The sequence below is a fragment of the Cedecea sp. AS113 genome (genome assembly GCF_037152415.1).
Lineage (GTDB): Bacteria > Pseudomonadota > Gammaproteobacteria > Enterobacterales > Enterobacteriaceae > Cedecea.
This window is the reverse complement of record NZ_JBBCMI010000001.1, coordinates 1-25,720: the sequence shown is the minus strand read 5'-3', so window position 1 is coordinate 25,720 and position 25,720 is coordinate 1. Positions and strand designations below refer to the sequence as shown.

Annotated in this window: 26 protein-coding genes; 16 read left to right on the top strand and 10 right to left on the bottom strand. The window is 55.8% G+C overall.

The genetic code is table 11. From position 1 onward, the window contains the following. The first annotated feature begins 32 nt into the window (after positions 1–32). The 13 genes from WFN87_RS00130 to bglB all read left to right on the top strand — a co-directional run bounded on the left by WFN87_RS00130 (position 33) and on the right by bglB (position 16,488). Positions 33–2,312: a fimbria/pilus outer membrane usher protein gene (locus tag WFN87_RS00130; protein WP_034807454.1), complete on the top strand. Its 2,280-nt coding sequence runs from the start codon at positions 33–35 to the stop codon at positions 2,310–2,312. A 35-nt stretch (positions 2,313–2,347) separates the two neighbouring features. After that, entirely contained in the window at positions 2,348–3,304 is a 957-nt protein-coding gene (locus WFN87_RS00125; RefSeq protein ID WP_336983371.1) for a Csu type fimbrial protein, read from the top strand. A 125-nt stretch (positions 3,305–3,429) separates the two neighbouring features. Continuing rightward, positions 3,430–5,097, top strand: coding sequence for a methyl-accepting chemotaxis protein II (gene tar, locus WFN87_RS00120; RefSeq protein ID WP_166872977.1), 1,668 nt, complete (start codon positions 3,430–3,432; stop codon positions 5,095–5,097). Between the two features lie 42 nt (positions 5,098–5,139). Next, positions 5,140–6,744, top strand: coding sequence for a methyl-accepting chemotaxis protein (locus WFN87_RS00115; RefSeq protein WP_336983370.1), 1,605 nt, complete (start codon positions 5,140–5,142; stop codon positions 6,742–6,744). A 19-nt stretch (positions 6,745–6,763) separates the two neighbouring features. Next, the gene (cheR, locus tag WFN87_RS00110; protein ID WP_008453898.1) at positions 6,764–7,630 is read left to right on the top strand and encodes a protein-glutamate O-methyltransferase CheR; all 867 of its coding nucleotides are present in this window, start codon (positions 6,764–6,766) and stop codon (positions 7,628–7,630) included. After that, the gene (locus tag WFN87_RS00105; RefSeq protein ID WP_039294605.1) at positions 7,627–8,676 is read left to right on the top strand and encodes a protein-glutamate methylesterase/protein-glutamine glutaminase; all 1,050 of its coding nucleotides are present in this window, start codon (positions 7,627–7,629) and stop codon (positions 8,674–8,676) included. The genes cheR and WFN87_RS00105 overlap by 4 nt, the downstream gene beginning before the upstream one ends. A 19-nt stretch (positions 8,677–8,695) precedes the next feature. Further along, the gene (gene cheY / locus WFN87_RS00100) at positions 8,696–9,085 is read left to right on the top strand and encodes a chemotaxis response regulator CheY (RefSeq protein ID WP_008453900.1); all 390 of its coding nucleotides are present in this window, start codon (positions 8,696–8,698) and stop codon (positions 9,083–9,085) included. Between the two features lie 10 nt (positions 9,086–9,095). Then, complete coding sequence (gene cheZ, locus WFN87_RS00095) at positions 9,096–9,746, top strand: protein phosphatase CheZ (RefSeq protein WP_008453901.1); 651 nt, start codon at positions 9,096–9,098, stop codon at positions 9,744–9,746. Positions 9,747–9,889: 143 nt separating this feature from the next. Continuing rightward, a complete protein-coding gene (flhB, locus tag WFN87_RS00090) occupies positions 9,890–11,041 on the top strand; it encodes a flagellar biosynthesis protein FlhB (RefSeq protein ID WP_008453902.1) in 1,152 nt (383 codons plus the stop codon). Then, positions 11,034–13,112: a flagellar biosynthesis protein FlhA gene (gene flhA, locus WFN87_RS00085; RefSeq protein ID WP_008453903.1), complete on the top strand. Its 2,079-nt coding sequence runs from the start codon at positions 11,034–11,036 to the stop codon at positions 13,110–13,112. Before flhB ends, flhA begins: the two co-directional genes overlap by 8 nt. A gap of 3 nt (positions 13,113–13,115) precedes the next feature. Beyond that, complete coding sequence (flhE, locus tag WFN87_RS00080) at positions 13,116–13,511, top strand: flagellar protein FlhE (protein ID WP_166991587.1); 396 nt, start codon at positions 13,116–13,118, stop codon at positions 13,509–13,511. A gap of 249 nt (positions 13,512–13,760) precedes the next feature. Then, on the top strand, positions 13,761–15,344 hold the full coding sequence (locus tag WFN87_RS00075) for an MFS transporter (RefSeq protein WP_166991591.1): 1,584 nt from the start codon (positions 13,761–13,763) through the stop codon (positions 15,342–15,344). Between the two features lie 4 nt (positions 15,345–15,348). Continuing rightward, positions 15,349–16,488, top strand: coding sequence for a beta-galactosidase BglB (gene bglB, locus WFN87_RS00070; protein ID WP_336983369.1), 1,140 nt, complete (start codon positions 15,349–15,351; stop codon positions 16,486–16,488). 60 nt (positions 16,489–16,548) lie between these two features. Here bglB and argS read toward each other — a convergent pair whose 3' ends face one another. Next, a complete protein-coding gene (gene argS, locus WFN87_RS00065; protein ID WP_336983368.1) occupies positions 16,549–18,282 on the bottom strand; it encodes an arginine--tRNA ligase in 1,734 nt (577 codons plus the stop codon). Positions 18,283–18,526: 244 nt separating this feature from the next. Here argS and WFN87_RS00060 point away from each other — a divergent pair, with 244 nt between their 5' ends. Further along, complete coding sequence (locus WFN87_RS00060; protein ID WP_336983367.1) at positions 18,527–19,093, top strand: VOC family protein; 567 nt, start codon at positions 18,527–18,529, stop codon at positions 19,091–19,093. Here WFN87_RS00060 and WFN87_RS00055 read toward each other — a convergent pair whose 3' ends face one another. Next, positions 19,094–20,233 carry a MalY/PatB family protein gene (locus WFN87_RS00055; protein WP_336983366.1) on the bottom strand — a complete coding sequence of 380 codons (1,140 nt, stop codon included), beginning with the start codon at positions 20,231–20,233 and terminating at the stop codon, positions 19,094–19,096. It lies immediately after the preceding gene. A 91-nt stretch (positions 20,234–20,324) separates the two neighbouring features. Between WFN87_RS00055 and cutC the strand changes: the two genes are divergently transcribed. Then, complete coding sequence (gene cutC, locus WFN87_RS00050; protein ID WP_336818059.1) at positions 20,325–21,074, top strand: copper homeostasis protein CutC; 750 nt, start codon at positions 20,325–20,327, stop codon at positions 21,072–21,074. Positions 21,075–21,272: 198 nt separating this feature from the next. On the opposite strand, the gene WFN87_RS00045 is transcribed toward cutC, so the two are convergent. The 7 genes from WFN87_RS00045 to WFN87_RS00015 all read right to left on the bottom strand — a co-directional run bounded on the left by WFN87_RS00045 (position 21,273) and on the right by WFN87_RS00015 (position 25,109). Continuing rightward, positions 21,273–21,530, bottom strand: a complete 258-nt coding sequence (locus tag WFN87_RS00045) for a pyocin activator PrtN family protein (RefSeq protein ID WP_336983365.1) — start codon at positions 21,528–21,530, stop codon at positions 21,273–21,275. Between the two features lie 35 nt (positions 21,531–21,565). Next, a complete protein-coding gene (locus tag WFN87_RS00040) occupies positions 21,566–22,525 on the bottom strand; it encodes a 3'-5' exonuclease (protein WP_336983364.1) in 960 nt (319 codons plus the stop codon). A gap of 126 nt (positions 22,526–22,651) precedes the next feature. After that, positions 22,652–23,608 (bottom strand): RecE family exodeoxyribonuclease, encoded by a 957-nt coding sequence (locus WFN87_RS00035; RefSeq protein WP_336983363.1) that lies wholly within the window; start codon positions 23,606–23,608, stop codon positions 22,652–22,654. Between the two features lie 141 nt (positions 23,609–23,749). Continuing rightward, positions 23,750–24,094 (bottom strand): RrF2 family transcriptional regulator, encoded by a 345-nt coding sequence (locus tag WFN87_RS00030; protein ID WP_336983362.1) that lies wholly within the window; start codon positions 24,092–24,094, stop codon positions 23,750–23,752. Positions 24,095–24,140: 46 nt separating this feature from the next. After that, the gene (locus WFN87_RS00025) at positions 24,141–24,278 is read right to left on the bottom strand and encodes a hypothetical protein (protein ID WP_164716872.1); all 138 of its coding nucleotides are present in this window, start codon (positions 24,276–24,278) and stop codon (positions 24,141–24,143) included. A 10-nt stretch (positions 24,279–24,288) separates the two neighbouring features. Further along, a complete protein-coding gene (locus WFN87_RS00020; RefSeq protein WP_336983361.1) occupies positions 24,289–24,477 on the bottom strand; it encodes a hypothetical protein in 189 nt (62 codons plus the stop codon). Positions 24,478–24,722: 245 nt separating this feature from the next. Continuing rightward, positions 24,723–25,109 (bottom strand): helix-turn-helix domain-containing protein, encoded by a 387-nt coding sequence (locus tag WFN87_RS00015; protein WP_166993839.1) that lies wholly within the window; start codon positions 25,107–25,109, stop codon positions 24,723–24,725. A gap of 68 nt (positions 25,110–25,177) precedes the next feature. Here WFN87_RS00015 and WFN87_RS00010 point away from each other — a divergent pair, with 68 nt between their 5' ends. Next, positions 25,178–25,441, top strand: coding sequence for a helix-turn-helix transcriptional regulator (locus tag WFN87_RS00010; protein ID WP_336983360.1), 264 nt, complete (start codon positions 25,178–25,180; stop codon positions 25,439–25,441). Here the strand turns inward: WFN87_RS00010 and WFN87_RS00005 are convergent. Next, on the bottom strand, positions 25,368–25,720 hold a 353-nt coding region (locus WFN87_RS00005; RefSeq protein WP_336983407.1), incomplete at its 5' end, for a hypothetical protein. The two genes, WFN87_RS00010 and WFN87_RS00005, sit on opposite strands and share 74 nt — an antisense overlap.

Below are 25,720 nucleotides of genomic sequence, written 5' to 3'. Positions count from 1 at the left end.
TTGTATTGCTTAATGGTTTATTTTTCTCAGGCATGACAGCAGCACAAAATACTAATAATGACTTACCTCAGAATGCGGCCAGCAATGATACAGCTCAGCCTGTAGGCGTGGATTTATATCTGGACACGACGGTGAACGGGAATGCCGTGGGTCTGGTTCATCTTGGCTACGCGCAGGGAAAACTCTACGGCGACGCGATGGCCCTGCGTCAGTTGGGATTTCACCTGCCGGAAAAAGCACAGCCGCCGTATTACCTGAATGACATTGCCCAGGTCAAAGTTGACTATAACGTGCAGCAACAAACCCTGGCGTTGACCGCGCCGCTGAGCCTGTTAGATCTGAAAACCACCCAGCTCAATCAGTCCGATATGTCCTCGCCGAAGGCCGACAATGCCCTTGGGGCGTTGCTGAATTACGACCTCTACGGCGACAGCGGCAAGAACAGCAATTTCAACACATTCAGTGAGTTCCGGGCGTTTAATTCGGCAGGCGTCCTGAGCTCGACCCAGCTTACCCGCTACAGCACGGAACAGAATAGCAATCAGTCTTTTAGCCGCTTGGACACCAGCTGGCGCTCCTCTTTTCCCGATAAAATGCTGGCGGTTACACTCGGTGACACGCTCACCAGTTCTCTTTCATGGTCCCGCCAGACCCGCATTGCCGGGGTGAAAATCGGGACGGATTTTGGCCTCAACCCTTATATGCCCACGACCCCGCTGCCGGCGTTTCTGGGGTCGGCCACGCTGCCCTCCAGCGTTGAGCTGTATGTCAACGGGGTTAAATATTATAACGGCGAGGTTCCGGCGGGCAGTTTCCAGTTGAATACGCTGCCAAACATCACCGGCGCAGGGAATGCTCAGGTGATGATGACCGATGCCCTGGGCAGAACCAGCGTGCAGAACTTCTCTTTTTATAACGATCAGCTCCTGCTGAGGGAAGGGCTCACGGACTGGTCCCTTGAGCTGGGCGTGGTCAGAAAAAACTACGGCTATTCCTCCTTCGACTACGCCAGCGAACCCGCGCTCAGCGGCACCTGGCGGCGGGGCTTCAGCAACAGCCTGACCGCAGGGGGCCATATGGAGGCCAGCGACAGCCTGGTCAACGGGGGCGTCAGCAGCGACTGGATCCCCTGGAGCCAGTCCGGGACTATCTCAACCGCGCTGGCGGCAAGCTCGGATGCCGGGGAGAATGGCTATTTGTATGGACTCGGCTATCGCTGGTCCGGCGGGCGCTTCAGCTTTAGCTCTAGCGCCACGGCCACCTCCGGCGACTATCACGATGTTGCCACACGCTATGGTGCCCCGCCGCCAGCCTTCAGCGGCAGCGCGGTGGTGGGGTATAACTTTGGCGTGGGGGGGAATCTCAGTCTGAGTTACCTGCAGTTTCGCTACCCTGACCAAAGCGCTATTCGCTACGCCAACGCCAGCTGGTTTAAACCCATCACGGAAAACATCTCCTTAAGCGCCAGCTTTAACCAGAATATTGATGATACCCGCGACCGCAGCGTGTACCTGATGCTGACCGTCAGTACCAGCAATAGCCTGACGGCCGGAGCGACGGTGCAGCGCACCGGGGACAAGATGGGTTACCAGCTCAATGCCAGCCAGAATCCACCGTCCGAGGGCGGGGTCGGCTGGAACGTGGCCGCCAGCCAGCAAAGTTCACAGCAAACCGGGCAGGGTGAAGTGGGTTACCTGGGGCGCTATGGCCGCGTATATACCGGCTTCCGCAGCATTCCAGACAATAATTACGGCTATGCGGGGGCGACGGGGTCGCTGGTGATGATGGGCGGCGGCGTGTTTGCCGCCCGGGAGATCAACAACGGGTTTGCCGTGGTTTCTACGGACGGTATTCCCGATGTACCGGTCAAGCTGCAGCATAACCTGGTGGGCAACAGCGACAGCAGCGGACGGCTACTGGTGACGCCGCTCAACAGCTACCAGAACAACCTGATCAGTATCGATCCGATGAACCTGCCGGCCAACATGCGGATCCGCAGCGTCAGCCTGAACGCTACCCCAGCCGACCGCTCCGGGACGCTGGTGCATTTTGATATCAAGCCGGTTCGCGCCGCCCAGATAAGCCTGGTTGACGCTAAAGGCAAAGCCATCGCCGAAGGCAGCCCGGTCAGATTAATGTCAGGCACCGGACAGGACTCGATTGTCGGGTTTGATGGCATGACCTATTTCGATGCGCTTGAGCTGCACAATCAGCTCCGGGTGACAACAGAGAACGGTATTTGTGTGGCTGCGTTCGACTATCCAGAGAATCAGAAAAGCGTGCCGACTATTGGCCCGGTTGTGTGCCGATAGCGTACGCGTGGACTTTTGAGACAGGAGTGACCCGCATGAGATTAAAACAATTACTGCTGCTAGCGGTGCTCTTGCTGTCCCCCGGGATTAGCCATGCGGTTGTATGCTCGGTTAGCAACGTGCAAACCGTTAACTTTGGCACCATCAACCCGCTGGCGACAGGCACGCCCAACACTTCAATGACCTTCGATTACAGCTGTTCCAAACAACTGGGCGATCTGCTGGCCGGGGTGACACTCTGCTTTAATATTGACGGGGCCGGCGTTGGGAATCACAAAATGTCTTTTGCCGGGCCGCCTGCCAGTACGCTGTCCTATGAGCTTTATCAGGGAACGTTAAGCGGGGGGGCGTGGGGGAGCCAGTTTCAGTCGGGAACGACCTACCCGATGGTGCCGCTCAATTTACTTAACCTGACGCCCGTCACCGGCAGCCTGACGGTCTACGCCCAAATGACGCTGCCGCAAATATCCGCCGCGCAAGGCGGGTATCAGGATACTTACACCAGCGGCATGACCACCGTCACAATGAATACCGGCCTGCTGGCACCCCCCTCCAGCTGTGGCACCAGCGTGGTCGCAAACTTCCCCTTCAACGTGGTGGCGACCGTGGGCAAGCAGTGCAACGTCAGCTACGCCAATAACGTTAGCTTCGGGCCGGTGGCGGCTATGCAAAGCAATGTGGCGTCGAACAACACCATCGGCATTGCCTGCACTACCGGCACGGTTTACACCGTGGGCCTGACGCCATCGAACGGCAACACGGGCGGCACCGGGGTGCTGTCAGGCACGGGAAGTAATACCGATCAGGTGCCTTATCAGCTAAGACAAACCACCGGAACATCCGGGGCGGTGTGGGGCAACACGTCGCTGAACATGCCGTCCAGCACCGGTAACGGGGGAGCGCAGCAATACCAGGTCTATGTCACTATTCCGAGCAGCAATTACACGCCAGACAACTATGCCGACACGGTGACCATTACCGTAACCTATTGATCGTTCCTCTTGCTGACAGATAGCCGGTTGCCATGGCGCAACCGGTTAATTTCCCTGTGACTTAACGTAAAGTTCCCGCTGACGGTGCCGATAACCTCGGGAACAAGTCGTTAAAAGGGCGTCCTATGTTAAAGCGTATTCGCGTTGTCACCATGCTGATGATGGTGCTGGTGGTGTTCGCGCTGCTGCAAATCATTTCCGGTGGAATGTTCTTTAATTCGTTAAAAAACAACAATGATAACTTCAAAGTCTCCCGCGAACTGCGGGTGCAGCAGGCCGAATTAAATCAGGCATGGATCCTGATGTTGCACACGCGCATTAACCTTAGCCGCTCTGCCGCGCGCATGATGATGGATCCGGCCAATAGCCAGAGCGCAGCCAAAACCGATCTGCTGAACAATGCGAAGAAATCCCTCGCCAGCGCCGAGCAGCACTACAACAACTTTAAACAGGTTGCGCCTATTTCAGCCGAAATGAACACCGTGGTGAAAGATATCGACGGTGATTACCAGACCTACCATCAGGCGCTGGCGGAGCTGATTGGCTACCTGGAAAGCGGCAACATGGATGCCTATTTCGGTCAGTCGACCCAGGGTATGCAGAATGCGCTGGAAAAAGCCTACGACGGCTACCTGGCGCTGAACGATCGCATGTACGAAGCCTCGTACGTCGACAGCCGCGACGGCTACACCTTCGCCATCTGGCAGCTTGGCATTTTAGCCCTGGCGCTGGCCGCGGTCATTCTGCTGGTCTGGGTCGGGATGCGTCAGATACTGCTTAAGCCGCTGAACGTGGTGATCGGGCATATCCGCGAGATTGCGGCCGGTAACCTGACGGAAAAAATTAACGTTGAAGGGAAAAACGAGCTGACCCAGCTAGCCTCCAGCGTGCAGCACATGCAGCAGGAACTGATTACCACCGTCAGCAGCGTGCGCGAAGGGTCGGATGCCATTTACAGCGGCACCACCGAAATTGCCGCAGGCAATAACGATCTTTCATCCCGCACCGAGCAACAGGCGGCGTCCCTTGAAGAAACCGCCGCCAGCATGGAGCAGCTCACCGCCACCGTGAAGCAGAACGCCGAAAACGCACGTCAGGCCTCTCAGCTGGCGCTGAATGCGTCCGAAACCGCGCAGCGCGGCGGCAAGGTTGTCGATGGCGTGGTGAAAACCATGCATGACATCGCGGGTTCCTCCAGGAAAATTGCCGACATCATTAGCGTGATTGACGGGATTGCCTTCCAGACCAACATCCTGGCGCTGAATGCGGCGGTAGAAGCCGCGCGTGCGGGTGAACAAGGACGCGGCTTCGCGGTTGTCGCCGGGGAAGTACGTAACTTAGCCAGCCGCAGCGCCCAGGCGGCAAAAGAAATTAAATTGCTGATTGAAGATTCCGTTTCGCGCGTGGACACGGGATCCGTGCTGGTGGAAAGCGCAGGGGAAACCATGAGCGACATCGTGAACGCGGTGACGCGGGTCACGGACATCATGGGGGAAATCGCCTCCGCCTCTGACGAGCAAAGCCGGGGTATTGACCAGGTCGCCCTGGCCGTGTCTGAGATGGACAGAGTGACACAGCAGAACGCCTCGCTGGTGGAAGAGTCTGCTGCCGCGGCCGCCGCGCTGGAGGAGCAGGCCAGCCGCCTGACTCAGTCTGTCGCGACGTTCCGTTTGCAAGGGAATGCGGGTAGTAAAAAACCTGCAGCGGCTGCGCCGGTAGCGCAAAGCCCTGTGGTTCATGCCCCGCGTACTCCGGCCCGGGCCGGGGATGACGATAACTGGGAAACTTTCTGATCAGATGAATACCGGCCTGCTGGCCGGCAGAGGGAAGCTTTGATGTTAAACCGTATCCGGATCTCGACCACGCTTTTCCTGATTTTGATTGTCTGCGGCGTTTTGCAGATTGGCAGTAATGGCTTGTCTTTTTGGGCTTTTCGTGACGATTTCCAGAACCTGAAAAGGGTCGAGGTTAGCAATCAGCAGCGCGATGCGTTAACCCAAAGCCGGGCCGCGTTACTGCAGGCCAGCAATGCCTTAAACCGGGCGGGTACGCTGACCGCACTCAGCTATCCACCGGACGATATCAAACGCCTGATGGCGGATACCCGCAGCAGCCTGAAGCAGGCGGATATGCTGTTTAACCAGTTCCTCGAGATCCCGCCGAAAGAGGGCGAGGCTGAGACAATGCTGGCCTCGACGAAAGAGAGCTATACGGCGTTCAGAGACGATCTCCAGTATCAGGCAACGTGGCTTGAGAACAACCAGCTTTCCGACTTTATGACCGCGCCGGTACAGAAGTCGCAGGGCGTTTTTGATGCGAACTTCAATGCCTGGCAGCAGAGCATTAATCAGATTGTGCAAACCGCGAGCGGCGACAGCCAGAAAAACTACCATATCTCCGCGGTGATTTTCACCGTGGTGACGATCATCGCCGTGATGCTGTTGCTCGGCTCCCTGGCCTGGTCGCGCAAGATGATTGTGCAGCCGCTGGCGATTGTCCGTAGCCACTTTGACAGCATTGCCGCCGGGGACCTGGCGAAGCCAATTTCGGTCTTCGGGCGCAATGAGATCTCGGAGATATTCGCCAGCCTGAAAAATATGCAGACGGCGTTAAAAGAGACGGTCAGCCAGGTGCGTAGCGGCACCCGCTCCATGCACGCCGGTATCGGTGAGATTGCCGCAGGCAACAGCGACCTGTCGGCTCGAACCGAGCAGCAGGCGGCTTCCCTGGCAGAAACGGCGGCCAGCATGGAGCAGCTCACGGCTACAGTCGGGCAGAACGCCGATAACGCTCGCCAGGCGGCACAGCTTTCCCGCAGCGCGGCTGATACCGCGAAGCAGGGCGGGCAGCAGGCAGCAAACGTGGCAAACACCATGCGCGACATCGCGGGCAGTTCGCAGAAAATTAGCGACATTACCAGCGTGATCGACGGCATTGCCTTCCAGACCAATATCCTCGCGCTGAACGCGGCGGTAGAAGCGGCGCGTGCCGGGGAGCAGGGGCGTGGTTTTGCGGTGGTTGCCGGGGAAGTTCGTAACCTGGCCAGCCGCAGCGCACAGGCGGCCAAAGAGATCAAAGTATTAATTGAAGAGTCCGTTGACCGCGTGCAGCAGGGATCGAAGCTGGTCGATACGGCGGCGACAACGATGGCTGAAATTGTCCGTTCGGTCACCCAGGTGAACGACATTATGGGCGAAATTGCCTCGGCGTCAGATGAGCAGCGCCGTGGGATTGAGCAAGTCGCTCAGGCGGTCAGCCAGATGGATCAGGTCACGCAGCAAAACGCCGCGCTGGTTGAAGAAGCCGCCAGCGCCACCGATGCGCTGGCGGGGCAGGCTGAATATCTTTCCGGCGTGGTGGCGGTATTTCACCTGAGCGGTGCCGACGCTGAGCCCGCAGCCAGTGAATTCGCCGCGACCGGAGAATGGGTAACATCTTGAAGGGAATAAAGAAGGCGCTATGACATCATCGACGCCCACCGGGCAACAGTCATTAATGCTACAGATGACACAGCGTCTGCCGCTGTCCGACGCGCATTTTCGTCGGATATGCCAGTTGATCTATCAGCGCGCGGGTATCGTGCTGGCCGACCATAAACGGGACATGGTTTATAACCGTCTGGTTCGCCGCCTGCGTCTGCTGGGTCTGGATGATTTTGGCCGCTACTTAGGCATGCTGGAAGCCAACTCCAGCAGCGCCGAATGGCAGGCGTTTATCAACTCGCTGACCACTAACCTGACCGCTTTTTTTCGCGAAGGACACCATTTCCCTATCCTTGCGGAGCACGCCCGCAAACGCAGCGGGGACTATAAAGTCTGGAGCGCGGCGGCTTCGACCGGCGAAGAGCCCTATTCCATCGCCATTACCCTGGCGGATGTGCTGGGGGGCGGCGCGGGACGCTGGAAGGTTTTTGCCAGCGATATCGACACCCAGGTGCTGGAGAAAGCCCAGAGCGGCGTTTATCGCCAGGAAGAGCTGAAAACGCTTTCGCCGGTACAGATGCAGCGCTATTTCATGCGCGGCACGGGGCCGCATGAGGGGCTGGTCCGGGTGCGCAGTGAACTGTCGAATCATATTGATTTTGCGCCGATCAACCTGCTGGACAAGCAGGCACCGGTACCGGGGCCATTTGACGCCATTTTTTGCCGCAATGTGATGATTTATTTTGATAAACCTACACAGCAGGCGATTTTGCAGCGCTTTGTTCCGCTGCTGAAACCCGGCGGGCTGCTGTTTGCCGGGCATTCGGAGAACTTCAGTAACCTCAGCCGTGACTTCTGGCTGCGTGGTCAGACGGTCTATGGCCTGAGTAAGGAAAGAACATGACGAAAATACGTGTCTTATCGGTCGATGACTCTGCGCTGATGCGGCAGATAATGACGGAAATTATCAACAGTCATAGCGATATGGAAATGGTTGCTACCGCCCCGGACCCACTGGTGGCGCGCGATCTGATTAAAAAGTTCAATCCGGATGTGTTAACGCTGGATGTCGAAATGCCGCGAATGGACGGCCTCGACTTCCTGGAGAAGCTGATGCGCCTGCGGCCCATGCCGGTGGTGATGGTGTCTTCGCTGACCGGCAAAGGGTCGGAAGTGACGCTGCGCGCGCTGGAGCTGGGGGCTATCGACTTCGTGACCAAGCCGCAGTTGGGCATTCGCGAAGGGATGCTGGCCTACAGCGAAATGATTGCTGAAAAGGTGAGAACCGCCGCCAGGGCTAAGATTGCCGCACATGCGCCAGCCGCCGTGCCTGCGACGCTGAAGGCCGGGCCGCTGCTTAGCTCGGAAAAATTGATTGCCATTGGGGCTTCAACCGGCGGCACCGAAGCGATTCGCCATGTGCTGCAGCCGCTGCCGCTTTCCAGCCCGGCGCTGTTGATTACCCAGCATATGCCGCCGGGTTTCACCCGTTCGTTCGCCGAGCGGCTGAACAAGCTGTGCCAGATCAGCGTTAAAGAGGCCGAAGACGGTGAGCGCGTGCTGCCGGGCCATGCCTATATCGCCCCGGGTGATAAGCACATGGAGCTGGCGCGCAGCGGCGCAAACTATCAAATCAAATTACATGACGGCCCACCCGTGAACCGGCATCGCCCGGCCGTGGATGTGCTGTTCCATTCGGTGGCGAAACACGCGGGGCGTAACGCCGTGGGCGTGATCCTCACCGGGATGGGTAATGACGGTGCCGCCGGGATGCTGGCGATGCACCAGGCAGGGGCGTGGACCATCGCCCAAAACGAAGCAAGTTGTGTGGTGTTCGGCATGCCGCGTGAGGCCATCAATTCCGGTGGCGTCAGCGAAGTGGTCGATTTAAGCCAGGTTAGCCAGCAGATGCTGGCGAAAATTAGTGCCGGACAGGCAATACGTATTTAACTGAAGGAGCCCGGATTTTATGGCGGACAAAGAACTCAAGTTTCTGGTCGTAGACGACTTTTCAACCATGCGCCGCATCGTGCGTAACCTGCTTAAAGAGCTGGGTTTTAATAACGTTGAAGAAGCGGAAGACGGCGTAGACGCGCTGAACAAACTGCAGGCCGGTGGTTTCGGCTTTGTGATTTCCGACTGGAACATGCCGAACATGGACGGTCTGGAGCTGCTGAAAACCATTCGTGCCGACGGCGCGATGTCAGCGATGCCGGTGCTGATGGTTACGGCAGAAGCCAAAAAAGAAAACATCATTGCAGCCGCACAGGCCGGGGCAAGCGGCTACGTCGTTAAGCCATTCACTGCGGCAACACTGGAAGAGAAACTGGGCAAAATTTTCGAAAAGCTCGGCATGTAAGGAGGCGCAAATGCACTCATCAACAAACCCGGCAACAGAGATACACGAGCATTCACCAACCGATATCATTGCACGTATCGGCAGCCTGACCCGCATGCTGCGCGACAGCCTGCGTGAGCTGGGGCTCGACCAGGCCATTGCTGAAGCGGCTGAAGCTATTCCTGATGCCCGCGACCGTCTGGACTATGTCGTGCAGATGACCGCGCAGGCCGCCGAGCGCGCCCTGAACTGCGTGGAGCTGTCTCAGCCTCACCAGAACCAGCTGGAAAGCGAAGCGAAAGCGCTGAGCGGCCGCTGGGATGCATGGTTTGAAAATCCGATCGAGCTGAAAGATGCGCGCGAACTGGTGACTGACACCCGCAGCTACCTGTCAGGCGTCCCGGAGCACACCAGCTTCACCAACGCCCAACTGCTGGAAATCATGATGGCGCAGGATTTCCAGGACCTTACCGGCCAGGTTATCAAGCGCATGATGGACGTTATCCAGGAGATCGAGCGCCAGCTGTTGATGGTGCTGCTGGAAAACATGCCGGAGCCGGACGCTCGCGCCAAGCGCGTGAACGAAGGCTTGCTGAACGGCCCGCAGCTTGATGCCTCCGCCGCCGGCGTGGTGGCAAGTCAGGATCAGGTTGATGATTTGCTGGACAGCTTAGGCTTTTAAAATAGCGGCGGCCGCTCTCGCGTGCGTGGGGGAGGCCGCCCGTTAACGTCAAAATAAACGTACAAAAACGTTTGTAATTCCTCTATTAGCCCAACCGTGCTCTGGCATGCTGTCCTTGAAAATGCGGCCACGAGATTGTTGCGGTGTCTGAAGATAGCGATCAGGAAAAAACAGAAGCCCCCACGGCCCACCGACTTGAAAAGGCGCGTGAAGAGGGGCAGATCCCGCGTTCCCGTGAACTGACTTCCCTGCTGATGTTATTGGTAGGGCTGTGCATTATCTGGATGGGCGGGGCGTCGCTGGGCAAGATGCTCGGCGCCATGCTGTCTGATGGCCTGCACTTCGACCACAAAATCATCAACGACCCCAGCCTGATTGTGAATCAGATCAGCCATTTGATTAAGCTTGCCGTGATGGCGCTGCTGCCGCTGATCTCCGGCCTGGTTATTGTCGCGATAGCCGCGCCGATGCTGCTGGGGGGCGTGAACTTTAGCGCCAAGTCGATCAAGTTTAATCTCGGCAAGCTCAACCCTATTGCCGGCATTAAGCGGATGTTTTCTATGCAGACGGCAGCGGAGTTACTCAAGGCGCTGCTGAAAGCGGTGCTGGTGGGCTGCGTGGCTGCCTGGTATTTGTGGCACAACTGGCCGGCGATGATGCGCCTGATGAGTGAGTCCCCGGTTACTGCCCTTGCCAGCGCGCTCAACATGGTGGCGCTTTGCGCCCTGCTGGTGATTCTGGGCCTTATCCCGATGGTGGGATTTGACGTCTTTTTCCAGATTTACAGCCACATTAAAAAGTTACGCATGACTCGCCAGGATATTCGTGACGAGTACAAACAGAATGAGGGCGACCCGCACATTAAAGGGCGTATTCGCCAGCAGCAAAGAGCGATTGCGCGCCGCCGCATGATGGCCGATGTGCCAAAAGCTGACGTTATCGTGACTAACCCGACCCACTATGCGGTGGCTCTGCAGTACGACGAAAACAAAATGAGCGCCCCTAAAGTCCTGGCGAAAGGTGCCGGACTGATCGCTCAGCGCATTAAAGAAATTGGCAATGAAAACCGCATCCCGATGCTGGAAGCCCCCCCGCTGGCGCGTGCGCTGTACCGACATGCGGAAATTGGGCAGCAGATCCCCGGCCAGCTTTATTCTGCCGTGGCGGAAGTGCTGGCCTGGGTCTGGCAGCTGCGCCGCTGGCGCGTGGCGGGCGGCTTAATTCCGAAGAAACCTGAAAATCTGCCGGTGCCTGAGGCGCTGGACTTTGCAAACGAGAAGGACTCCGATGGCTAATCTGGCTGCGATGTTGCGCCTGCCGGGCAACATGAAATCTGGGCAATGGCAAATTCTTGCGGGACCGGTACTGATCCTGCTGATTCTGTCGATGATGGTGCTGCCGCTGCCGCCGTTTGTCCTCGACCTGCTGTTTACCTTTAACATCGCGCTGTCGATCATGGTGCTGCTGGTGGCGATGTTCACCCAGCGCACGCTGGACTTCGCGGCGTTTCCGACCATTCTGCTGTTTACCACTTTGCTGCGCCTCGCGCTAAACGTGGCCTCTACCCGTATCATCCTGCTGGAAGGGCATACCGGTGCGGCGGCAGCGGGTAAAGTGGTTGAAGCCTTCGGCCACTTCCTGGTGGGCGGCAACTTCGCCATCGGTATCGTGGTGTTTATCATCCTCGTTATCATCAACTTTATGGTTATCACCAAGGGGGCGGGACGTATCGCCGAAGTCGGGGCACGTTTTGTGCTGGACGGGATGCCGGGGAAACAGATGGCTATCGATGCCGATCTGAACGCCGGGATCATTGGTGAAGAGGAAGCGAAAAAACGCCGTTCTGAAGTGACCCAGGAAGCTGACTTTTACGGTTCAATGGACGGGGCGAGTAAGTTCGTGCGCGGCGACGCCGTGGCCGGGCTTATCATCATGGTGATTAACGTGGTGGGCGGCCTGATGGTCGGGGTTATCCAGCACGATATGGCGATGGGGGCGGCGGCACAGAGCTATACGCTGTTGACCATCGGTGACGGCCTGGTCGCCCAGATCCCGGCGCTGGTGATTTCCACCGCTGCGGGCGTGATTGTTACCCGCGTGGCGACCGATCAGGATGTCGGTGAACAGATGGTGACCCAGCTGTTCAACAACCCGCGCGTGATGCTGTTGGCCGCTGGCGTGCTGGGGCTGCTCGGGATGGTGCCGGGTATGCCGAACTTTGTGTTCCTGCTGTTTACCGCCGCACTGCTGGGCCTGGCCTGGTGGATGCGTGGCCGCCAGATGGCCGAGCCGGAAGCACCTCAGCCGGTGAAGATGCCGGAAAATAATCAGGCCGTGGAAGCGACCTGGAATGACGTGCAGCTGGAAGATCCGCTGGGCATGGAAGTGGGTTATCGTCTGATTCCGATGGTGGATTTCCAGCAGGACGGCGAGCTGCTGGGCCGTATTCGCAGTATTCGTAAAAAATTCGCCCAGGAGATGGGATTCCTGCCGCCGGTGGTGCATATTCGCGACAATATGGATCTGCCGCCCGCGCGCTACCGTATTTTGATGAAGGGTGTAGAAATTGGCAGCGGGGATGCCTACCCAGGCCGCTGGCTGGCGATTAACCCCGGCACCGCTGCAGGGACGTTACCGGGCGAGGCGACCATTGATCCGGCCTTTGGCCTGGCCGCCATCTGGATTGAGAGCGCGCTGAAAGAGCAGGCGCAAATTCAGGGCTTCACCGTGGTTGAAGCGAGTACCGTGGTGGCAACGCACCTGAACCACCTTATCGGACAGTTTGCGCCAGAGCTGTTTGGCCGCCAGGAAGCGCAGCAGCTGCTTGACCGCGTGACGCAGGAAATGCCTAAGCTGACGGAAGATCTTATCCCGGCGGTGGTGACGCTGACCACGCTGCATAAAGTGCTGCAAAACCTGCTTGAAGAGAAAGTGCCGATCCGCGATATGCGAACCATTCTGGAAACGCTGGCGGAGCATGCGCCTATTCAGAGCGATCCGCATGAGCTCACCGCCGTGGTTCGCGTGGCGCTGGGCAGGGCTATCACCCAGCAATGGTTCCCTGGCACCGGTGAAGTGCAGGTTATCGGCCTGGATGCGTCTCTTGAGCGTCTGCTGCTGCAGGCGCTGCAGGGCGGGGGCGGCCTTGAGCCGGGGCTGGCGGATCGCCTGCTGGAACAGACTCAGGATGCGTTGCAGCGCCAGGAAATGCTGGGTGCACCACCGGTGCTGTTGGTGAACCATGCCCTGCGTCCGCTGCTGGCGCGTTTCTTACGCAGAACGCTGCCGCAGCTGGTTGTGCTCTCGAGCCTGGAGCTGTCCGACAACCGCAATATCCGCATGACGGCAACTATCGGAGCGAAATAAAGAATGAAAGCGTTACTTTTGATGCTGCTGGTGCCGTTTGGTGCCCTGGCGTTAGGTGAGGGCTCCTGGCAGGACAGCGGGATTGGCGTGACTCTCAGTAACCGGGGCGTAACGGCCTCGTCCCGGCCGTTGAAACCGATGCAGCCCGTCAGCGGCAGAATGACGCTGATTGCCTGGACCTATGTGCTGGATGGCCCGACGCCTGCGGGGCTGACCGTCAAACTTTGTTCGCCGACGAATTGCACCCCGCTTGAGGGTGCAAACGGCACCACGCGCGGGCTGACCAACACCGATGCAAATCAGCCGTTGCGCTTTGTCTGGGAAGTACCGGGCGGCGGTTCTATGTACCCGCCGCTGCGGGTGCGCAGTAATCAGGTCATCGTTAACTACGTGCAGTAAGTCTCTCTCTTACCGGCCAGCGGGATTCATCCGCTGGCCGACCTCTCGTTTTCCGCGTTAAACCCTTTTGTTTTATCAATCAGTGACTCATGCCCGGGGTCCCTTTGTATTTTTGCCATTTTCCGTTTGCCGGTGGCAGAAACGCAGAGGTATCACTGGCGCGATGCTTTTACCTTTAACCGTGTATTTACTCCCGGAGCGAGGAGCAGTCATCAGGGAGTCTCCGAAAAACCATAAGGGCTGACGGCGATGAGAACACGGAAGATTGGATTCACGAATTACCTGGCCTATGGCTCAGGCGACTTTTTAGGGGCAGGGACCACGGCGCTTACGGCGGCATGGTTGCTTTATTTTTACACCACGTTTTGCGGGCTCTCTCCCATTGAGGCCACCTTTATTTTTGCCGCGGCCAGGGTGCTGGATGCGCTGGTCAGCCCATTGATGGGCTTTCTTACCGATAACTTCGGTTCCACCCGGCTCGGCAAGCGATTCGGACGAAGGAAGTTCTTTATCCTGCTCGGCATTCCCTGCGTATTCAGCTATTCGTTGATGTGGGTAGGCAACATGGATTTCTGGTACTACCTGGTCACTTATCTGATCTTTGATGTCGTCTACACCATGATTCTGGTGCCGTATGAAACGCTGGTGCCGGAAATGACCGATGACTTTAAACAGAAAACCAAGTTTTCGGGCGCGCGGATTTCTATGGCGCAAATGTCGGCGATACTTGCCTCTTTCCTGCCGGGCATACTGTTGACCCAGTTTGGTAAAGACAGCGCCATCTCCTTCTTCTATGCAAGCCTGGTGTTTTCCGTACTGTGCGCGCTGATGCTGACGTTTGTCTGGTGTTTTACCTGGGAGCGCCCACGCGAGACGTGGACGGAAGCCGCGCTTCGGGCGGAAGCGGAGAAGCAGCAGCTAAGCCTCGGGCAAAGCCTCAACCGCCTGTTTGTTGAGCTGGGATCTACGCTGCGGATAAAGATTTTTCGCCAGCATCTGGGCATGTATCTTGGCGGCTATATTGCGCAGGATGTCTTTAATGCGGTCTTCACTTACTACGTCGTTTTCGTACTGATGCAGGAGGTCTCTTTTGCCTCGAATCTGCTCGGCACCATGGCGATTTTTCAGTTTATCGCGGTTATCGCGATGATCCCGCTGTGCATCCGCTTTGGGCCCGCACCGTCTTACCGCATGGTTGTGGTGCTGTTTGGCATCAGCTCTCTTGCCTACGCGCTGCTTTACTATGCGGGGCTTAGCGATGTGTATGCACTGCTGCTGTTGGTTTCAGCCGTCGCCGGACTGGGGCGAGGAGGCATCAACTATGTTCCCTGGAATACCTACACCTACATTGCCGATGTGGATGAGGTGATAACCGGCCAGCGCCGCGAGGGGATTTTTGCCGGGATCATGACCCTGACGCGTAAAGCTTCGCAGGCAGGTGCGGTGATGCTGGTGGGCATCGTGATGCAAATGTCTGGCTTTGTCAGCGGGCAAAAAACGCAGCCTGAGGAGGTTAGCCACACCATTCTGATCATCCTGAGCGTGGGCACGCTGCTGGTGCTGACCTGTGGGTTCCTTGTCTCCCTGCGTTTCAGGCTCAACCTACAAACCCACAGTACGCTGCGTGAAGAGACGGCCAAAATGCGTGAGTCTGGCAGCGCAATTCCACAGGCCAGCTCTCCGGAAGCTCGAGCGACTGTAGAAATGCTGGCGGGGATGCCGTTCGAAGCCCTTTGGGGCAATAACAACATTGGCTACCTCAACCGCAATAAGCCGCCTGCGTCAACGCTTCAGACCGATGCATCACCGAATTCAACATACCATGGAGGTTAATATCATGAAGGTTTGGCCCGTTAAGCACAGCCCGTTGTTACGTCAGCCTGAGCGTTTTATTGCCAGGGACGAACTGAAAGCGCTGATAGAGAAGGTGACCGATAATCTGGTCAATATTCAGGATGCAAGCGGTGAGTTTTTGCTGCGGCTGGATGATGGCAGGACGATCGATACCAAGGGCTGGGCCGGCTGGGAATGGACGCACGGGATCGGACTGTACGGGATCTGGCAGTATTACCGCCAGACGGGAGATACCTCGATGCGGGATATCATCGACGACTGGTTTACCGCGCGTTTTGCCGAAGGGGCGACCACCAAAAACGTCAACACAATGGCACCGTTTCTGACGCTGGCGTATCGCTATGAAGAAAGTCTGAATCCAGCGCATCTGCCCTGGCTTGAAAGCTGGGCCGAATGGGCAATGCATGAGATGCCGCGCACGGATTTTGGCGGGATGCAGCACATCACCCTGGCGGAGGAGAACCATCGGCAGATGTGGGATGACACGCTGATGATGACGGTGCTCCCGCTGGCGAAAATCGGCAAGCTGCTTGGGCGCAAAGCGTATGTGGAGGAGGCGACCTACCAGTTTTTACTGCACGTTCAGAACCTGATGGACAGGGAGAGCGGGCTGTGGTTTCACGGCTGGAGCTACGACGGCTGCCACAACTTCGCTCACGCACGTTGGGCACGGGGTAACAGCTGGTTGACTATTGTTATCCCGGACTTCCTTGAGCTGCTTGATTTGCCTGAAACCAGCGCGGTACGCCGTTATCTGCTGCAGGTGCTAAACCGGCAGATAGAGGCGCTGGCGAAATGCCAGCATGAAACGGGCCTCTGGCATACCTTACTTGATGACCCCGATTCTTACCTGGAAGCCTCGGCGACGGCCGGTTTTGCCTACGGCATTCTCAAGGCGGCGCGAAAGCGCTACATCAGCGCAGACTATGCGGCAGTCGGAGAAAAGGCGATGCGCGGTATTGTGGCTAATATCTCGCCGGAAGGGGAGCTGCTGCAAACGTCGTTTGGCACCGGCATGGGCAGTAATCTTGAGTTTTACCGCCAGATACCGCTGACTTCTATGCCGTACGGCCAGGCGATGGCCATTCTGTGTATGACGGAATATATGCGCGGCTATTACTGAGTCGCTTAAAAAAAGAAAACCCGGCACGGTGGCCGGGTTTTTGTTTGTATAGCTGAAGAATTACATACGTTCTACGGTGTTGATACCCAGCGTATCCAGACCCAGCTTCAGCGTTTTCGCGGTGAGCAACGCCAGCTTCAGGCGGCTGTTGCGGGTCGCTTCATCGGCGGCGCTGAGAATCGGGCAGTGCTCGTAGAAGCCGGAGAACAGGCCGGCAACATCGTACAGATAGGCACACATCACATGCGGCGTACCGTCGCGGGCAACCACATTCAGCGTCTCTTCAAACTGCAGCAGGCGGGCGGCCAGCTGAGCTTCACGGTCTTCGGTAATAACAACCTTCGCTTTCAGCAGTTCGGCTTCGTCGAGGTCGGCCTTACGGAACACGGACAGGACGCGGGTGTAGGCATACTGCATGTACGGCGCGGTGTTCCCCTCGAAGGCGAGCATGTTGTCCCAGTCGAAGATGTAGTCGGTGGTACGGCTCTTGGACAGGTCGGCGTACTTCACCGCACCAATACCTACCGCTTTCGCCAGATTTTCCAGTTCGTCTGCAGGCATATCCGGGTTCTTCGCCGCAACCAGACCGCGGGCGCGTTCCATTGCCTCATCGAGCAGGTCGGTCAGCTTCACGGTGCCGCCGGAGCGGGTTTTGAACGGCTTGCCGTCTTTGCCCAGCATCATGCCGAACATCTGGTGCTCCAGGGTGACGGACTCCGGCACGTAGCCAGCTTTACGCACGATGGTCCATGCCTGCATCAGGTGCTGGTGCTGGCGAGAGTCGATGAAGTAGAGCACGCGGTCGGCGTGCAGGGTTTCGTAGCGGTATTTGGCACAGGCGATGTCGGTGGTGGTGTAGAGGTAACCGCCATCTTTCTTCTGGATGATCACGCCCATCGGGTCGCCGTCTTTGTTCTTGAACTCGTCCAGGAACACCACGGTGGCGCCTTCGCTCTCTACCGCCAGACCTTTCTCTTTCAGATCCGCCACAATGCCAGGCAGCATTGGGTTGTAGAGGCTTTCGCCCATCACGTCATCGCGGGTCAGCGTCACGTTGAGGCGTTCGTAGGTTTTCTGGTTCTGCGTCATGGTGATGTCGACCAGCTTGCGCCACATCTCACGGCAGTATTCATCGCCGCCCTGCAGCTTTACCACGTAACCACGGGCGCGCTCGGCAAAAACTTCGTCTTCGTCATAGTGTTTTTTGGCCGCGCGGTAAAACTCTTCCAGGTCGGCCAGCGCCATTTCGCCCGCGTTTTCCTGCTGCTGTTTTTCCAGGAACGCGATGAGCATGCCGAACTGAGTGCCCCAGTCGCCAACGTGGTTGGCACGGATGACCTTGTGGCCAAGGAACTCCAGGGTGCGCACGGCCGCGTCACCGATGATGGTGGAGCGAATGTGGCCCACGTGCATTTCTTTGGCAACGTTTGGCGCAGAGTAGTCGACGACGATAGTTTGCGGTTCAGACACGCTCACGCCAACGCGATCGGACGCCACGGCCTCATCAATGTTTTTCGCCAGAAATGCCGGGTCGAGGAAAATGTTGATAAAGCCAGGGCCGGCAATCTCAACTTTGCTGGCGATCCCGGTCAGATCGAGGTTAGCGATGACCTTCTCTGCAACCTGTCGCGGCGGCATGCCCAGCGTTTTAGCAACGGACATCACGCCATTGGCCTGATAGTCGCCGAACTGGACTTTTGCTGACTGACGAACCTGCGGTTCGCAGTCCGCTGACGCACCTGCAGCAATCAGCGCCTGGCTGACTTTTTCTGAGAGAAGAGACTGAATATTCACCGGGATACCTTACAATTTGTACTGGGCCGCCACGTCAAGGGCCGCCTAAAAATGAGGAAAGAAACAGGGCGTGAGTATAACGTTATTTACGCTCCGACGTCAGCAAAAGCCTCGCTAGCGGGCGGTGCAATTATTATTAACGGCGCAATGAATAACCATTCATCGGCATTTGGCCCTGGCGGGGAGTTGGCGGCCTGCCAGGAACAGGGTAGATTACGCGGTTTCTAAAAAAGAGGATGGCGGCATGGCACACTGGCAGACGGTAGATGAACTGCATGATATTTCGGCAGATCTGCCGAGATTTACAAAAGCGTTAACAGAACTTGCCACCCGACTTGGGCTGGAGATTGCGCCCCTGGATGCCGATCACATTTCTTTGCGCTGCCACCAGAACGTGACCGCCGAACGCTGGCGTACAGGGCTGGAAAAATGCGGCACGTTGCTGAGTGAAAATATTATCAATGGCCGTCCGATCTGCTTATTCAAGCTCGATGAGCCGGTGTGCGTCGAGCACTGGCGGTTTACGGTTGTGGAACTGCCCTGGCCCGGGGAAAAACGTTACCCGCACGAAGGCTGGGAGCACATTGAGATTGTGCTGCCGGGCGAGCCAGAAACGCTTAACGTGCGGGCGCTGGACTTGTTGTCTGACGCCGGGCTGCGTGAAACGGGAATTTCGGTGAAAACCAGCGCCCCGAAAGGCGAACGCGAAAGATTGCCCAACCCAACGCTTGCGGTCACCGACGGTAAAGTGACCATCAAATTCCATCCCTGGAGCATTGAGCAGATCGTCGCCAGCGAACAGGGTGACTGATTAGCGCCGCTGCACCGCAGTTTGCAGGCGGCTAAGGGCTTCGGCAAGGACAGCGGCCGTACAGCCAAAGTTGATGCGGATAAACTGTTGCTCGCCAAAATCGATGCCGGGAGAAAAGCCCAGCCCGGCGTTGAAAAAGAATGCCGCCGGATTCTCTACGCCTAATCCGCTGGCATCAACCCAGCCGAGATAAGTGGCTTCCGGCGATATCATCGTTAAACCCGGCGTGGCATTCACGGCCTGGGTCAGCCGATCCCGGTTTGCGCGCAGATAAACCAGCAGCGCCTGCAGCCACGCCTCGCCGTCTCGCCATGAAGCTTCCGCCGCCGTCAGGGCAAGAATATCCACTTCCGGCACAATGCCCGCCCGCGCGGCTTTGAATTTGCGCCGCAGGTCAGGGTTGGGAATAACGGCCACCGAGGCGCCAAGCCCGGCAATATTAAAGGTTTTGGACGGGGATAGTAGCGTCACTGAACGCTGCGCTGCATCTTCACTTAAAGTCGCGAAGGGGATGTGCGTTACGCCGGGCTCAAGCAATAAGTCGCAGTGGATTTCGTCGGAACAGACAATTAACTCGTGCCGCTGCGCAAAGGCCAGATGCTGCTCTAGTTCGCGACGGCGGTAAGCCGTGCCGCCAGGGTTCTGCGGGTTACACAGCATCAGCAGTTTTTCATTGCCGGTCATGCCGGCCGTTAATGCCTCAAGCTCAAGAGTCCAGCGCTTTTCTGTGAGCCTGAGCGGTGCGTTAATCTGCGTACGCCGGGCAAGTTCGGATGCTTTACGAAACGGCGGGTATATCGGCGTCGGGGCTATCGTCGATTCAGAGGCGGTGGTAAAGGCTCGAACGCAGAGATTCAGGCCGGAAACAACGCCAGGCAAAAAGACCAGCCATTCGGGTTTGATGCGCCACTGATAGCGGCTGGCGAGTCTTTCGGTCAGGACATCTATCAGTTCATGCGGGCGTTTGCCGTAGCCAAATACGCCGTGTCGGACGCGTGCCTGAAGTGCCTCAAGGATGCAGGGCGGGGAGCGAAAATCCATGTCAGCAACCCACATGGGCAGCACGTTTTCAGCAAATTTATTCCACTTCGAACTGTCGCTGTGACGCCTGTCGATCCATTCATCAAAATTGAATGCCATAGTACGCTACCTTTTTGTGGACCTCATTTAAGATTATCATTCAGTGACGGGGACACAACCGGCGAACTGCAGGTTTTATCAGGAGTAATCAATGGCTTTACTTGAAATATGCTGTTATGGAATAGATTGTGCTGTTACTGCAGAACAGGCCGGCGCGGACAGAATTGAACTCTGCTCGGCGCCTAAAGAAGGTGGGCTGACGCCGTCCGCTGGCGTGCTGCGCCAGGTTAGGCAGAAGGTATCGATCCCGGTGCACCCGATTATTCGCCCGCGCGGCGGTGATTTTTGCTACACCGACGGCGAATTTGCCACCATGCTTGAAGATATTGCGTTTGTGCGTGAACTCGGTTTCCCCGGGCTTGTTATCGGGATGCTTGATGTAGACGGCAATATTGATTTACCGCGAATGGAGCAGGTCATGCAGGCCGCTGAGGGCATGGCCGTGACGTTCCACCGGGCTTTTGATATGTGCCAGCATCCGCTGCAGGCGTTTGAGCAACTAGCGGCGTTAGGGGTAGCAAGAATCCTGACTTCAGGGCAGCAGCAAACGGCCGAAACGGGAATCTCACTTCTTCGGGAACTAAAACAGCATTCCCGTGCTCCAATTATTATGGCTGGCGCAGGCGTACGTCTGAGCAACCTCGATAAGTTTGTTGCCAACGGTATTGAGGAGCTTCACAGCTCGGCAGGGCACTCGGTGCCTTCTCCAATGCGCTATCGCAAAGCGGGCGTGTCGATGAGTGCCGATGCACAAGCCGATGAGTTTAATCGCTACTGCGTGGATGCAGACGTAGTAGCGGCCATGAAAAACGCGCTGGTGGACGCAAACCCGCCGCGCTGAAAGATTTCTACCGCGCATCATGTCGCCCAATATGATGCTTGCTCGTACCAGGCCCCGGCGGATTGCTGGGGCTTTTTTTATATATATCAATACATTCCAGCGTTTTGGGGTGCTATTGGGGTGCTGGACTAGGCAAATAAAAAGCCCTAATAAGTTATGAAAATCTAAAAAGGGCTCTTTTTTTGCTGGTGGTTGTGTTCAGTTAGCTTTCATCTTCTCAAACAATTCTTGCCCCTTTTTCCTCTGCTGGTCGATGTAATCGGCCAGGTCTTGAATATGGATCATGCGCGGAGCTTTCTGGCTATCGGCGGCGCGGAACGTCGCGATCGGCAGTTCACAAAGCGCGGCTCTTTTTTCTGCTGTGGACAGCTTCATCCCGAAATATTTCTCAGTCACATCAGCAAGCGGGATCGTCGGCGTACCGTATTCGGCTAATAACAAAAAAACAGTATTCATTGAGTTTCTCCACTGTAATCAGGCTAACAGGATTATTATTGAGCGCTAGCGAGCAACAGTTGCTGCCAGATAACAGATACGTATTTGACTTGGTGCCGGGCATCACTCAGGGCGTTATGCTGATCGCCTTCAAAAGGGATTTCATAGCGAGGATTAATGCCAATGGCCTTGCCCAGTTCGACGATTGTTCTCACGTCTCGATCGTTCCAAAACTCCCAGAAAGCAGGGATGCCGGTACGCCTGTAAGAGCGCCGCAGCAGGACATTGTCGTATGTAGCGCCATTCCCCCACAGCTGAACGCTGGCAGGGCCATTTGCGGCGTTTTCGCAGATAAATTCGTTGAGCTGTAGCAGCGCATCATCCAGCGGTATGGCATCATCCACCAGAATTGCAGAGCGGGCTTCCGCGGACTGTTTCAGCCACCAAAGAATTGTATCTGCGTCCGGCTGGCCGCCGAACCCCATGGAAGAACCAAGGCTGATGACCTTGTAAAACTCACTTCCCATCCCGCCGGTTTCAGGATTGAAAAACACTGCGCCAATGGAAACGATCGGAGCATCAGGGTTGGAGCCAAAACATTCCAGGTCAACCATTAGATGAGTGAATAGCTGCGTTTCGGTGCTCTCATTACGATGAACGGTATCGTTATTCAGGGCATTTGTTTCCTGATTAACCGCAATATGGCTTTCAGTTGAGTGAATTGCTTTTTCGCCAGGCTGAATTTCAGAATCAGTTTTGGTTTCATGGTTGTTAGCTTCTTCCACCGGCACATTGTTTGTATTCTCCGCAGCAGTATCCTTAGAAGGGGAATTAAACAGAGCTGTAGCATCGAAAACACCGGCTCCGACTTTTACCAGTTGGGCTGGAGGCTGGTTGCTTTCTGCATGCTGCTGATCAACATTCTCACCGCTTTCTCCCACTGCTGCGGGGGCCTTGAAATAGTGCTGAATAGCGTTCCAGCGCTCTTCGCTATTTGGGTTTCCGTCATCTGGCATGAATTTAATCTCAAGCAGATTTTTAACTACATAACTTGTAAGCGCCGGGATGGAATGAAGCACTTCAGTCGGAGCGTTACGGACCAGGGCAAAAATTGCGCCTCGGGAAAAATCCAGAATGCCTGGCTATTTGCGAAGAACGGCACTCCATGTTTTCCATGGTTCTTCTTTATTGGTGATGATTTCCTTCGCCCGACGAACAACGCCTGCCGGGAATTCGTAGATATTAAAATCCATGGGGAGGGTGGCCGCTGCGATTTCAATATCAAGAACATCCAGGGAAGGGGCCAGATCCGGGTTGCGGTCAGTTTTTATCTGTCCACCTGCATTGGTTCCGGCATCAGTCCTGATCATGTTCTCCGGTTCGCTTTTAACGGAATGGACGGCAGCAGGCTGTGGCGCAGACTTTGTCTTCCATTTTTCAATGACGTCAGCCCGGTGGTTACCGCGGCCGTCTGAATTATCATTCATGGCTTCGATCCATTCTTTTGAGAACGCCAGAACGTGAGACAACTCAGGAGTCTTTCCATCCAGTGGCCAGATAAGCTTGATAGCCTCGAGGAGGGTATGGCGTATATGGTTGTGGCACTGTTTTAGAGGCTCAACGGAATTAACCGCCAGAATGACATTCTGGAGATAGTTATTGTCCATATCCATTTGGGCCTTGATTGCGGCCGCTCGCTCTTCTGGCGTTGCTGTAAACATGCCTCCGATCCAGAAATGAGCGAGTTCGACGCTGAGACCCATTTTGTAACTTTCAATAGCGTCGCTTAGCTCTTCCGTTTCTTCGTCGTCAACTGCAGCCGTTTGAATCAACTGCCAGGTTCTGCCGTCTTCCGCCAGCTCGTAACGCTTGCACCAATCGAAATTGACAGTGCCTTCCTCCGGAAGATCATCGAAAACAGGGAAATCAGTCCTGACTGGTTTGTTGTAATCGTGGCCGCGGCCGGTTTCTATACCGGCATCTTCCAGGGCCACATCAAGCATCAGGTTTGCGCGGGCTTCGGTTTTTGCTGTCTGCCAGTGGATGGCATCATGCTTGCCTGATTTTTGAGTTGCTTTGATTAAATTAAAGAATTCCATATCGGGGCCTCTTTTTTGGATGTAAGATACCCGCAGCCAGTGATTGCCGCTTTTGGGTAGTGGTCATTGGTCAAAACTCGATTCCGGAAAGCTTTGGTCGGCTGACCGGGTACTTAACCCGCCTTGCGCGGGTTTTGTGCTTTATGGGGCTGCTGATTGACTCTTTGCCAGCTCAGACAGCAACACACCATCCAGAGCGGTCAGAACGGGTTTAAAGGTATCGTTATTGGGGATCTTGCTGACTGCCCGGATGACTTCTGAAACTGAAATATCACCAGCGCGGGGCGCATAACCGCCGCCTGGGCCTCGTTGAGAAACAACTAGCTTTCCGACGCGCAGCTTATTGAGAATCTGCTCGAGGTAAGAGGTGGAAAGATTCGCCTCTTTGCTAAGCGTGGTCAGTGCTACGAACGAGCCGTTTGAAATGCGCTGTAGTGCCGCCATTGCGTGAACGGATGCCATCACGCGCTTCATGCCAAATTCCATAATCACATTCCTCGGCCAGTGCAGGCCATTGGTCAAAACTCGGTGTTTAACGAACTGCAGGCTGTTGGTCGGCAGCCGGGTTGCCCTTCTGGGCCAGGATGTAACAGAGTTTACGAAGCATCACTTCAAAAACATTCAGGCGAGTAGCCTGATGTGCTGCTGGTTTACGTGCGAAATCAATCATGCTTTTCCCCTTACCAAACCTCTGGCCAGCCTCTTATGACGGCGGCCACGCCAATCTCCGATGATTTATCTTCAGGATTCAATCTGCGATGTTGCCCATCAGCGATCCTGTCTGCGTCCTTCCAGTCCTCCGCCATAACGCGATAAGTGCGATAACCACCATCGCCGCTGATGACTACGGTGAATTGTTTCTTAGCCATGAATCCTCTCTCTTTGCCCTTATCGCCAGGCTGGCGGAACGGTACTGCCTGCTGCGCATTTCAATGTGTCATCTCATCCGGTGATTCGTATGCCGCCGGCAGCTACTTCGTGGGCTTCCTGCCTGGATGACTGTGTATTTGATGGGATAATTATAGACACATCTTGTGTCTGATAGTCAATACACAAAATGTGTTTGTTTTAGATAAAAGAAAACCAGCAGGAAGCTGGTTTGCTAGGAGAGGGGTTAGGAGGCTGGTTTAAAGCGGCCTTTGAGATACTTTTCAACGTACTCATCAATCTCTTTCAAACGAACCTCGAAGAGATCAATCATCTTATCTTGTTCTGACTCAGGCAGTTGCGAGAAAAGTTTTAGAATTTTCCTTTGCTTATCAGGTAGCTCTTGCCCGCGATTCTCCTCATCGCCAAACAAGATGTAGCTTGGTGTTGTATCTAACACTCTTGCCAAAATAACCGCGTCATCAACCCCGATGTTTCTCACACCCAGTTCGTAATTACCGACACGTGAAGCAGTAGCCCACCCGCACAGCTTGGAAAGTTGCGCCTGGCTTAAGTTCTTGCTGTCGCGAAGAGTCTTGAGTCTCTCGCCGATGATTTCGGACATAGTTTTCATAATGAAATTTTACCACGCTTTGTGGCATATGTTTGATCACGTTTTGAGGTTGACTATGGACACGTTTCGTGTCTAAATTGATCTATCAATTACTAGGGAGAACACCTGTGAATAACATTTCTTCGGAACGCCAAAAGTTGGGGATATCGCAAACACAGCTTGCGGAGGCTCTCGGCTGGGGACGTTCCCGTCTATCAAATTATGAAGCAAACCTGCGCGAGCCGGGCCTCTCTGAATGTAGAGCAATTGTCGATACGCTCAACTCCCTTGGAGCAAGTTGCACACTTGATACGGTTTTCCCTCTTGAAGCATCAACTCAAAGCGAGGACTGACATGCAATTCACAACCTACAAACATCCTAACCAACAACCCCGGTTTTCGTTGAAAACTCAAAATCAGAATGTTGGTCATCGCCGTGACGGCATTAAGCATCGTGCTCTCCGTGACGCAGTGCATGAGTGGGAACTCACTTTGCCGGGCCAGGCGCAGGAAAAGATTGCTCTGACCTGCTCCCCATTGATTAATACACCGCGATGTTAGTAATGTCTTCATAAGCCACATGAGGACATTCCCATGAAGAAGCGTTTTTCCGACGAACAGATCATCAGTAT